The sequence below is a fragment of the Micromonospora sp. NPDC047753 genome (genome assembly GCF_040642735.1).
Classification (GTDB): Bacteria; Actinomycetota; Actinomycetes; order Mycobacteriales; family Micromonosporaceae; genus Micromonospora.
Genome location: NZ_JBEYSL010000210.1, coordinates 1 through 11,012 on the forward strand (window position 1 = coordinate 1; position 11,012 = coordinate 11,012).

8 protein-coding genes and 1 pseudogene are annotated in these 11,012 nt (G+C 67.4%); 4 read left to right on the forward strand and 5 right to left on the reverse strand.

The genetic code is table 11. From position 1 onward, the window contains the following. The 4 genes from ABZ749_RS18695 to ABZ749_RS18710 form a co-directional block, all read right to left on the reverse strand. A partial coding sequence (locus ABZ749_RS18695) for a transcriptional regulator (RefSeq protein ID WP_357229349.1) occupies positions 1-907 on the reverse strand: 907 nt, incomplete at its 3' end. Positions 908-967: 60 nt separating this feature from the next. Further along, positions 968-1,756 (reverse strand): ABC transporter permease subunit, encoded by a 789-nt coding sequence (locus tag ABZ749_RS18700; RefSeq protein ID WP_357229352.1) that lies wholly within the window; start codon positions 1,754-1,756, stop codon positions 968-970. 133 nt (positions 1,757-1,889) lie between these two features. Next, complete coding sequence (locus ABZ749_RS18705; protein ID WP_357229355.1) at positions 1,890-2,660, reverse strand: ABC transporter ATP-binding protein; 771 nt, start codon at positions 2,658-2,660, stop codon at positions 1,890-1,892. Positions 2,661-3,113: 453 nt separating this feature from the next. Further along, positions 3,114-3,929: a TetR/AcrR family transcriptional regulator gene (locus ABZ749_RS18710; RefSeq protein WP_357229357.1), complete on the reverse strand. Its 816-nt coding sequence runs from the start codon at positions 3,927-3,929 to the stop codon at positions 3,114-3,116. A gap of 458 nt (positions 3,930-4,387) precedes the next feature. On the opposite strand from ABZ749_RS18710, the gene ABZ749_RS18715 reads away from it, so the two are divergent. The 4 genes from ABZ749_RS18715 to ABZ749_RS18730 all read left to right on the forward strand — a co-directional run bounded on the left by ABZ749_RS18715 (position 4,388) and on the right by ABZ749_RS18730 (position 10,502). Continuing rightward, positions 4,388-4,858 (forward strand): hypothetical protein, encoded by a 471-nt coding sequence (locus tag ABZ749_RS18715; protein ID WP_357229360.1) that lies wholly within the window; start codon positions 4,388-4,390, stop codon positions 4,856-4,858. 1,688 nt (positions 4,859-6,546) lie between these two features. After that, on the forward strand, positions 6,547-7,863 hold the full coding sequence (gene nhaA / locus ABZ749_RS18720) for a Na+/H+ antiporter NhaA (protein ID WP_357229363.1): 1,317 nt from the start codon (positions 6,547-6,549) through the stop codon (positions 7,861-7,863). A gap of 111 nt (positions 7,864-7,974) precedes the next feature. Then, positions 7,975-8,868 carry an ABC transporter ATP-binding protein gene (locus ABZ749_RS18725; protein WP_357229366.1) on the forward strand — a complete coding sequence of 298 codons (894 nt, stop codon included), beginning with the start codon at positions 7,975-7,977 and terminating at the stop codon, positions 8,866-8,868. Next, positions 8,865-10,502 (forward strand): hypothetical protein, encoded by a 1,638-nt coding sequence (locus tag ABZ749_RS18730; protein ID WP_357229369.1) that lies wholly within the window; start codon positions 8,865-8,867, stop codon positions 10,500-10,502. The genes ABZ749_RS18725 and ABZ749_RS18730 overlap by 4 nt, the downstream gene beginning before the upstream one ends. Before the next feature lie 109 nt (positions 10,503-10,611). Here ABZ749_RS18730 and ABZ749_RS18735 read toward each other — a convergent pair. Next, positions 10,612-10,880 (reverse strand): annotated as a pseudogene (locus ABZ749_RS18735) (transposase); the annotation flags it as partial. Positions 10,881-11,012 lie beyond the last annotated feature (132 nt).

Sequence of the window (11,012 nt, forward strand, 5' to 3'; positions counted from 1 at the left end):
GCCGGGCGGCCGCGCTGTGGTTGCCCTGGTTGTCGAAGAGCACGGACAGGGTCTCCAGGTACGGCAGGGCACCACCGCGCGCCCTCGTCAGTGGCCCGAGGACCGTGGTCACCAGGTCGGTGATGGCGTCGCGGTCACGCAGGAGCACGGGGAACACCAGCAGGTCGGCGGCATTGAGTACGGGCGTGGTGAAGCCGAGCCGGACGGCGTAGTCGAGGGTGTGGCGGGCCTCATCGAGTGACGTGGCCAGGCCATGCACCCCCGGTTGGGTGCGGCCGACGGCGATCTGCCATGTGCCCGCACCGAGTTCGGTCAGGAGCAGGTGGGCGAGCTCGGCCGCGATGCCCCGTAGCCCGCCGGCACTGATGCAGACCACGTCGCCGTCGCGGAGGGTGGTGAGGGTGTTACCTTCGCCGAACCTGGAGGCCAGCGCGGCATCGATGCGGTGCGTGATGCCGGAAGTCAGGTCGGCTGCACGGGCGATGAGGACGGTATGGGTGGCCGACAGGCGGAGGCCGTAGCGGTGTGCGCGCTCGGCCAGACCGCCCGGGTCGGCACGGCCGGTGAGCAGGTCGTTGACGAACATGGCACGTTCGTTGTCGTGGCGATCCAGTTCGGCACGGTTCTGCCGGGTGTACCCGTCCACTGCGTCGGTGAGCAGGACACGGGCGGTGTCCAGCAGTGTCTCGGCGCGGGAGTGCACGGTGACGGCGGTGTCGGTCGACACGGCGGGGGTGGCGCTCCAGTGGGCAGTGGTGGCATCCAGCAGACCGGTGACAAGCTCGCGCAGCGTCAGCCCTTCATCCGCTGCGCGGGCACCCAGGTTGACCGCTGCCTGACGCCGGGCACTGGCCGCGACGTACAGCAGATCCTGGCAGTTGGCCGCCAGCCAATTGGCGTCGTTCATGGGCTGTTCCTCGTCGGCGTGCTGGTGGCGGCCGGTGAACGGCTGCCACCAGCCTCAGGTTTACACACCGATGTCGCGGCGGTCGAACACGACGACTCCGGCGACCGTGGTTGCCGCCGCGAGAAGCACGAGGGTGAGAAGCTCGGTCGGGTGCCAGCCGGTGTGCAGCGGGTCGGTGCCGATGAAGTAGTGAAATGGTGAGAGCCAGCGCACCCAGTGCCATCCGTCGATCATGCCGCCGATGGCGTTGGCCATGTAGGTGGCCACAGCGAGGCCACCGGTGACCGCGAGGACGGCGGCCCGCTTTCCGGTGGCGGCGCCAACCAGGAAGGCAGTGCCGGCGAAGCACCACACCAGGGCGACCAGGCCGACGGACGCGGCAGCGACGTTGGACAGGGCGATGTCCATGCCGATCCAGGGAACGATGATCATCAGCAGGATCCCGGGGATGGCGGCGATCCCGGTGACCGCGCTGCCGGCGGCGGCCACCCGTTGCCAGGCGAAAGCGGCACGCGATACCGGGTTCGCCAGCATCAATTCCATGCCACCGTCCTCCTCCGGCCGAGCGATCGTGCGGGCCGCCAACGTGATGGCGCACATCAGGACCAGCAATGGGCCGACCAGGCTGAAGATGGTCGCCTGCAGATAGCCGGCCGGTGAGAGCATGTCGGCGATGCCGAGGAAGTCCAGCATGCCCTGGGGCAGCGCGTCCTGCTTCAGCTCCGCGGCTCCCTGGAACTGGCTGTAGAACGAGGTGTATATGGCGGTGAAAGCGGTGACGCCGCCGGCCCAACCGATCAACGCGAGGCGGTCGTCACGCCAGGTCTTACGCACCAGCGCGGGAAGCATCGCCGGCCCCTTCCCCGTGGTAGTAGAACGACAGGAACGTCTCTTCCAGGTCCGGTTCGGCCGACAACATGTCCACCACCTGATGACGCGCCGCCGCCTTGATCAGCGGGTCGATGCGGCCGTCGACTGTGCATTACAGCACCGGGCCGGACACCACCACGTCGCTGACTCCGGGCAGGACACTGAACTCTGCCGGGTCCACCGGGTCATCGAAGTGAATCTCGACGGCGCGGACCGCCCGCTTTCCGAGTGACTCAACCCGCTCGACCGCGGCCAACTGGCCGTCGCGCACGATGGCGACCCGGTCGGCGGCCTGCTGCACCTCGGCGACCACGTGAGAGGACATGAAGACGGTCTGGCCCGCAACGCTGGCGTCGCGGACCATGGCCAGGAACTCCTGCTGCATGAGTGGATCCAGCCCACTGGTCGGCTCATCCAGGACCAGCACCGCCGGCCGGTGCATGAACGCCTGCACCAACCCGACCTTCTGCTTGTTGCCCTTACTCATCGTCCGTACCGAACGCGAGAGGTCAAGCTCAAGTCGCTCCGCGAAATCGGTGACCTGCGTCCAGGCCACGCCGCCGCGTGCCGCGGCGAAGAAGCGCAGCAGGTCTTCCGCCTTGTCCCGCCCGGGAAACACGAGCTCGCCGGGCAGGTAGCCGATCTGACGGTGCAGTGCGGCCTTGTCCCTGCGGGGGTCGAGCCCGAGGACCGTCGCGTGTCCACGAGTGGGACGCAGGAAGTCCAACAGCAACCGGATGGTGGTGGTCTTCCCCGCTCCGTTCGGGCCGAGGAATCCCACCACCTCCCCGGCGCGAATCTCCAGGCTGAGGCCCTCGATGCCGCGGCGCCGACCGTAGAACTTGGTCAGGTCCTCGGTGAGCAGGGCGATGTCGCTCGTCATACCCACATCGTCGTCGGCATTCCTATCCGGCATCCAGGTCAGGATCCGGCTGACATCACGCTGAGACGGTTGCCGAACATCGGAAGCAGTATCCCGAGCGTCAGCCCGGGTTGCTGCCGGCCGCGAACCCGCCGGGATTGGCCTACATCAGGTGGGCTGGCAAGTCTGGTCGACAGGTCATGTCGTGGGGCTTCTGGGGGCAGCGACGGGTGCTCCGCCCTGCGCCCAATCATCTCTCCAGGCGCTGCGGGCCAGGTCAGTGAGGGGCTGCAGCGCGCGGCTGCGACGGCCTGCAGATCGATTTTGATGTGGGCGGGATGCGGGCCGCGCCGATCCGGATACCGGGCGTACGCGCGGACCACCTTGTAGCCGAAGTGCCGCTCGACTCTACTAGGCGTGATGTGACGCAGCCGGTGAGTGGAGATGCTCTGGGGCCGAGCCTCAGCCCACACCTCACCCCACCGATAGACCCTTATTCACGAAGAACCCGTTCGATACGCGTAGGCCCGCAAGGCGATCGCGAGTGATCTGGACGGCGTCGTCGATCAACGAGAGACGAGAACCTGTCTCCATCGCCACGGTAACGAGGCCCACAATGCCACACAGGAGGAATTTTGCTTCGACAGTTGGATCGACCGTTGGCGAGATGAGTCGCTTCAGCCGGGCTTCTTCGAGGTAGTCGGTGATCCTGGCATGCCACCCGGACAAGCGACCGCCGAAACCCTTGTGGTCAGAAAACTGCTCGCCGAGTTTGATCGCCACCCGGGCCAAGGGGCTGTAGAGCACGTTTGTGGTGACGTGCTGGGCAACCCACAGGATCGCGTCAAGCGGATCGTCGGCGAGACGTCGGGAGCCCATGAAGACACCGCCCGGATACGCGAGATCCATCACGGCCGACGCCAGCGTCTGTTTGGTGGGAAAGTAGTAGGTGACCAGCGATTTCGAGGTACCGGCTAGCTCTGCGATGTGTTTGATGCTCGCTTGCTCGTAGCCCGCCTCATCGAAGGCGCGAACCGCGGCTTCAAGGATTTCAGGTGCGGCGTTTTCCTCTCGGTTGTCACTCAGACTGACCTCCACCGCCCGCAGAGCGGTATGCCTCGGAAATTCACTCTCGGTGACGCTCATAAGTCTTCCGATCCTCCCCGATGGAACGAAGTGCAGCGCGAGCTTTATGCCTCCGCCGACAGCGTCGCCGTTGATGAAGGCGAATATGACGACTTTAGACCCTGGACGGTCGGTCAGGGCAACACTTCCCAGCAGGGAAGCCAACAATTAGGGCTTGACCTGCCCGGATGCACGTGAGATTGGGCTGCTGTGGCGGGAGCCGCTCTGCCGATCGCGTGCGACTCCGACGCGGGCTTCGCCGAGCAGGTCGGCGGCCAGAAGGTGGCATGGTCTATACAGGGCGCTCACGGGTGCTGCATCGCAAGCCCGCCAACGGCTGCGACCTGCCCACCTGGAAGCAGGACCTCACGTCGAACACCGCGCCATGAGAGCCGGAGTCGAACGCGCTCTGCCAGAATGCAGTGCTTCCAGACCCCTGCGCGACCACCTACGCCCCGCCCACACATAGGCGCTGATCACCGACCTCACCCCAGGCAACGTCGTCACCTGTTGCGAGACATTCCTCAGGCGATACGGGATTGAGACATTCCCTGACCGTCCGTCCAGCAAATAGCTTCCCAACACGCGGCATCGACGCCGCAACTCGAGGAAGGGAAGCATCAATGAAGAAGCTCATGACGACCCTGGCGGCGTTCGTCGTCGCGGCAAGTGTCGTCGTCGCACCTCAGGCGGCGAACGCCGCACCCGTGGTGCCGGCCAGCAGCATCGCCAGGAGCCACGAAGCGACCACCACCACGGCCCCGACTCCTGTCGCTCCGAAATTGTTCGAGACCGGCGAGTACGACTACTTCTGCCTCGGAGCCGATGGCAGTGGTTTCTGGCTCTCGCAGGGAGAGCCCACCACCAACTGTCACGGTAGCTACCTGCTGAAGTACATCGACGGGAACCAGGTTGGGAGCTACAACCTCGCCTACGGAGGAGGAGCTGCACAGACTCCACCGTGGAACACCGGATGCGTCCTGGCGCTCGCCGGCGGGGTCGCGCTCTTCATCTTCCCGCCGACCGGAGCCGTGGCGTGGGTCGTACAGGGTGGTCTGGCTGCCGCTGGCCTTCTCACGTCGTGCGTGGTCTAGTGCTCTGACCACAGACCTGCGGTGTGTGGGTCAGGCTGCCGCTCGTACGGCCGTCTGGCCCACCGTCGTTCAGCGTTCGGAACCGTCACAACACCGAAGGATTCGACTCGCCGTAACCGAAGTGCCTGACTGGCAGGCCGGCGGTGTTCATCCTGTCCTTGCGGCTTCAAGTCCAAGCCGGCTAATAACGGTCTGCAGTTCAACGTGGACTGTAGCCGGGTTGGCGACTTCCTGGTCACGGACGAGGCGGCTGACGACCTCAGCATCGGGAGTCAGCTCTTTCGATAAGATCTGGAGACCTCTCGTGACCCGAACTTTCGCACGCCTCCTCCGCCGACCAGGCGGCGCACCATTGCGGCGCTGTGGCCGGTCATCCGAGAGGTCCCAGTTGACAACATCCCTTCAGCCCTGAACCTGCTGCAGGGAACTTCTGAAGGGCAGCCCACATCGGGGAGATACCAGGGACGCGCGCGCTCGAACCGCCACGAGGATTGGGTTGGCACGTCCGCAAGAGTCCGCTGGTGATGCCTTCGCGCCGGGCCCGTCAGCACCCTGTAGCCGGGAGGGGCCTCATTCCTTCTAGTGATTTGCGAACGGATGGGGATACTGCTCATCCTCATCCTGATGCCATCGGCCGCCGTTGCGTGGAGACAGAGCCGAGGCGGTCGCCGACATTGCTCAGATCGCCTTACACCCCACCGAATTTCTGTGGTTGGATGGAGTCTTGGCGTAGGTTACTGAGCTAGGGCACTTCACTCTGGGCGGCATTCAACACGGGCCGGCAGTCATAACCCGCCCTACTCAATTGCCGCGAGCGCAACACCAACAGCCCTCGCCTCGCCTGAGAAACATTTAGGCGAGGGCGGAACTGGGAATGCGACACCAGCGTGGCAACACGTGGCATTATTCGTGAGCCTGCGCGACTCGCCCTACCTTCGCTACCCATGCCCCACTCAGTGTGACCGCGAAGGCGAGAACAGCAAGCATCCACGCGAGCCAAGAAGGACCGTTAGGACGTACTACGGTCCATACAACGATCAAGGACCCGATCACCACTACCGCCAGGGTTACCAGGTAACCGACGCCCGCAGCGCTAGCTGGGATAGGCAGACGAGTTCCGGAGGATTTCGCCGCGATACGGCTAACCACTCCCACAAAGAGGGCTGCAGCGACGAGGAAAATGCCTGCGACCTGCTGCGAAAAAAAGGCACTCGCCACGATCGCAGCACCCGCGATTGCCCCGGTTATCCCGTAAAACCACCATGGAGCGACACTCTGGCGGTCAGCCATATTCGACCGGGCAAGCGATTCTTGGTTTTCTGCTGAGGCCCGTCCCATAGCCGCAAGTCAACACCTGGCCCCATGTCGTGTCAAGCGGGCCGAGCGGCGATCGAGTGCTGTCTCGTCGTGCCGGACCAGTGGCGTTCTAACGGTGGAGGCGGAGAGAGAGCGCCACGGAAGGGTCGCGTGGAGGCTGGCGGTTGCCCCCGATCCTGGCCTACTTCGGAGGCAGCCGGCCACACCGTCCGGGTCGGTGTCAGCTGCCACACGTCCTTCGAATCTCCGAGCGCACCGGAGCCGTGATGAGGACGATCGCTGCCGGCATTGGGGCGGCAGGGTGGGTTTACGGCAGGTGGGCAGGGAAGCCTGGTCGGCGATGTTCGTGTCGTGCCTGGTGAAGGAGCCCCATGGCTGGTAATCCCTCTCGTCCGCACCGTTTCTTGTTCGGCCGTCGTAGCTGGCCGGAGACCCGCCGGATCGGTGACGTGTTGCGCACCGAGACCGTCGGCGGGGCGCTGCTGCTGGGCGCGGCGGTGCTGGCCCTGGTCTGGGCGAACTCGGCGTGGGCGTCGGCCTATCAGGATTTGGGGGCGCTGCAGGTCGGGCCGCGCGCGCTGCACCTGGATCTGACCCTCGCGCAGTGGGCGGCCGATGGCCTGCTGGCGATCTTTTTCTTCGTCGCTGGGCTGGAACTCAAGCGTGAGTTCGTCGCCGGTGACCTGCGCGACCCCCGCCGAGCGATCATGCCGATCGCTGCGGCTCTGGGCGGCATGGCCGCACCGGCACTGATCTACACGGCGATCAACGCGGGCACCGCCCGCGGGGCGTTGTCCGGGTGGGCGGTACCGACCGCCACCGACATCGCGTTCGCGCTCGCCGTGCTCGGGGTCATCGCCACCCACCTGCCCGCTGCGCTGCGCACCTTCCTGTTGACGCTCGCCGTCGTCGACGACCTCCTCGCCATCGTCATCATCGCGGTGTTCTACACCAGTTCCCTGCACCTGCTGCCGCTGCTGGCCGCTCTGGTGCCGCTCACCGGGTTCGCGGTGCTGGTGCAACGCCGCGTGCGGTCCTGGTGGTTGCTGCTCCCGCTGGCCGCGGCCACCTGGACGCTGGTGCACGCCTCGGGTATCCACGCCACCGTTGCCGGCGTACTGCTCGGGTTCATGGTGCCGGTGCTACGCCGCGCCGACGGCCCCGGTCCTGGCTTGGCCGAGCACTTCGAACACCGGTGGCGACCACTGTCGGCCGGCGTCGCGGTGCCGGTGTTCGCGTTCTTCGCCGCCGGGGTGTCGCTGGCCGGCGCCGGCGGGCTTGGCGCGACCCTACGGGACCCGGTGACCATCGGCATCGTCGCCGGTCTGGTCCTCGGCAAGTGCGTCGGCGTGCTCGCCGCGACGTGGCTGGTGCAGCGGGCCACCCGCGCTTCCCTCGGTGACGGAGTCAGTTGGTGGGACGTGCTCGGTCTGTCGCTGCTGGCCGGCGTCGGGTTCACCGTGTCGCTGCTGATCGGCGAGCTCGCGTTCGGCGCGGGCAGCGAGAAGGACGAGCACGCCCGCATCGGCATCCTGGCCGGATCGTTGATCGCCGCGCTGCTGGCCACCGTGGTGCTGCGCATCCGCAACCGCCACTACCAGCGGCTGCGCGCGGTCGAAGAGGCCGACGCGGACGCCGACGGCGTTCCGGACATTTACCAACGGCAGGACTCCGACGCGCCGCGCTGACCGTCACCGTACTTCCTGCCGAGTGCGGGCAGGGAGTACGGTGACCCACAGGTGTGCCGGGAAGTCTGGTCGGCGGTCATTGATCCACGCCCGCCCGGAAGGCCCCATGCGATGACCGATCCCGCGCTTCGCGCTGTCGACCTCACCAAACGGTACGGCCACCTGACCGCTCTCGATGCGTTGAACCTGAACGTCATTCCCGGTGAGGTGTTCGGGTTCCTCGGTCCCAACGGTGCCGGCAAGTCGACCACCATCCGCCTCCTGCTCGGCCTCGCCCGACCCACCGCCGGGCGGGCCGAGGTGTTCGGCGTCGACGCCGCCGACGTCGCCCGCGCCCACCGGCACCTTGCCTACGTACCGGCCGATGTGGCGTTGTGGCCGCAACTGACCGGTGCCGAGATCCTGCACCTGCAAGCCCGCACCGGCCCGGGAACGGACCTGGCCTACCGCGACGAACTCGTCGAACGCTTCGCCCTCGACCCGTGGAAACCGGCCCGCACCTACTCGACGGGTAACCGGCAGAAGGTCGCCCTGATCGCCGCGTTCGCCACCCGGGCCCGACTGCTGGTGCTCGACGAGCCGACCAGCGGCCTGGACCCGCTGATGGAACGGGAGTTCCGCACGGCGGTCCGGCAGGCCCGCGACCGCGGGCAGAGCGTCTTCCTGAGTTCCCATCAGCTCGCCGAGGTCGAGGCGGTCTGCGATCGGGTCGCCATCCTGCGCGCCGGCCGGCTCGCCGAGGTCTCGACGATCAGCGACCTGCGGGACCTGCGCCGTGCCGAAGTGACGATCACCTACACCGGCATCGCACCTGACCTGAGCGTGATCCCCGGCGTCGTGGGGGTGGAACCGGCCGGCGAGCGACGACTGCGGTTCACCCTGAGCGGTGAGCCCGGCCCCGCACTGCGGGCGCTCGCCGCCGCGCAGGTGACGGCCCTGAGCATGCGGGAGCCGAGTCTGGAGGAGATTTTCCTCGACTACTACGGAGCGGAGGCGGCTCGATGAGTCTCGACACCCTTCCCGCCCCAGCCAACCCCCAATTGACATCGGATTCCGCGCCAGGCCGGGCTGTCACGTGGTTGGCCATCCGCCAGGTTCGACGCGGCGCACTCATCATTGTCGGCCTGGCCGCCGGGATGACCGCGCTGGTCGCCGCGACTCACGCGCAGGTGATGGCCGACCCGGCGGCGGCCGGGAGCCTGCGGGCTCTGGCCGGCAACCCGGCGATCCGGACCCTGTTCGGCGCCCCGGTCGGCCTCGACAACGCCGGCGGGTTCACCGTGTGGCGGGTCGGCACCGTCATCGCGGTCCTGCTCGGCGCCTGGTCGGTTCTGGCGACTACCCGGATCACCCGTGGCGAGGAGGACGCCGGCCGTTGGGACCTGCTGCTGTCCAGCCGTCTTCCGGCACCAGCCGTCCTGCTGCGCCATCTCGGACCCGTGATGGTGGTCAACGCCGCCACCGCGACCGCCATCACTGCCGTCCTGCTGCTGTCCGGAACCGAACCGGCAGGTGCCCTCCTCCACGGTGCCGGCACCGGCCTGCTCGGGATGTTCCTCACCGCGGTTGCCGCAGTGTCCGCCCAGGTCTTCCCCGCTCGGTCGCCGGCCACCGGCGCAGCGGTGGCGGTGCTGGGCTGCGGCCTGCTGACCCGGATGATCGGCGACGGCGTCACCGGACTCGGCTGGCTGCACTGGCTCTCGCCGTTCGGGCTGCTGTCCCTCAGCGGTCCCTACGTCCACAACCGTGTTCTGCCGCTGCTCCTGCTCGCCGCCGCCACCGCGCTCATCACCGTTCTGACCCTGACCGCAGCCCGACTCCGCGACATTCGCGACGGTCTGATCCCCGCAGCACCCGGACGGCGCCCGCGAACCCTGCTACTGGACAGCGCGGAAACGTTCGCAGCACGCCGGGTGTCGCGGCCGCTGACCGGCTGGCTGATCGGTGTCGGCGCTTACTACCTGGTGATCGGGTTGACCGCAGTGTCGGTCACCGAATTCCTGCGCGACAATCCGGCCCTGGCCGACGGGGCCTCCCAGGCCGGCTTCGACGGGTTGGGCAGCATCAGCGGATTCACCGCGACCCTGTTCGCGATCCTGGCCATGCCCGCCGGTGGCTTCGTCACCGTCCGGATGGCCGCCTTCGTGACCGCCGAGACCGACCGGCGACTGACGCTGCTCGCGAGTCAACCGATCACCCGGACCCGGCTGATCGGCGCCGAGCTGGCGGTCACCGCGTTGGCCGCGGCAGTCCTGGTCACCGGCGCCGGTCTGGCGACCTGGCTCGGGGTCACCGCTATCGGCGGCGAACTGGAGGCAGACGCCGCACTGCGCGGCACCTGGAACATTCTCCCGCTCGTGCTGCTCAGCCTCGGCGCGGCGGTGTTCGCGGTCGGCTGGACACCAGGCTGGACGATGCTCATCGGCGGCCTTCCCACCACCGGCGGGTTCCTGCTGCTGGTGACCGCCGAGAGCGTCGCGGCACCGGACTGGGTACGCGACCTCTCACCGTTCGCGCACCTCGCGCCCGTACCCCTCACCGAGGCCAGCATCGGCGCCCCCGCAGTCATGCTGGCCACAGCAACAATCCTGACCGTGCTCGGCGTCGCCGGCTACCACCGCCGAGACCTGCGTTCCTAGAGCAGATCGCCTGCGCTGGCGGTAGGGCTGCCAGGCCGGGCTGGTCTCGATCACCGGGCCGCTCGGGATTCGACCACTGCGGCGCGCTGGGTTGTCGCTGCGAAGATCGGCGCCCATCTGCTGCCCGTGGCAACGGCACCCCGGCGAGGGCGGTGCGCAGCCGGTCGATGTCCAGTCGCCCGCAGGCGAGGGCGTCGTACAACGCCCCGTGACCCCGACGGTGCTCACCCACCAGCGACAACTCCGCCAACGACCGGACCGGCCGTCGGCGCACAACACCGCGTCGGCAAGCTCGAACAACGCATCCGCCCGCGAGGTCAAGCACCCGTAGAGCTCCCGCCGGAACCTCGCCAACCAACCAACATCTCCGGGTCTCACAACAGATTTCCCACCGGTGGGATTCCGCTTCTGCCGAAACGAGGAGTTGGCTTGGCGCGGGGCCGGGAGGCCCCGCGCCGTGGTTATGGGGCGAGGGAGGCGACACCCGCGCCGGTCGGTTGGGTGAAAATA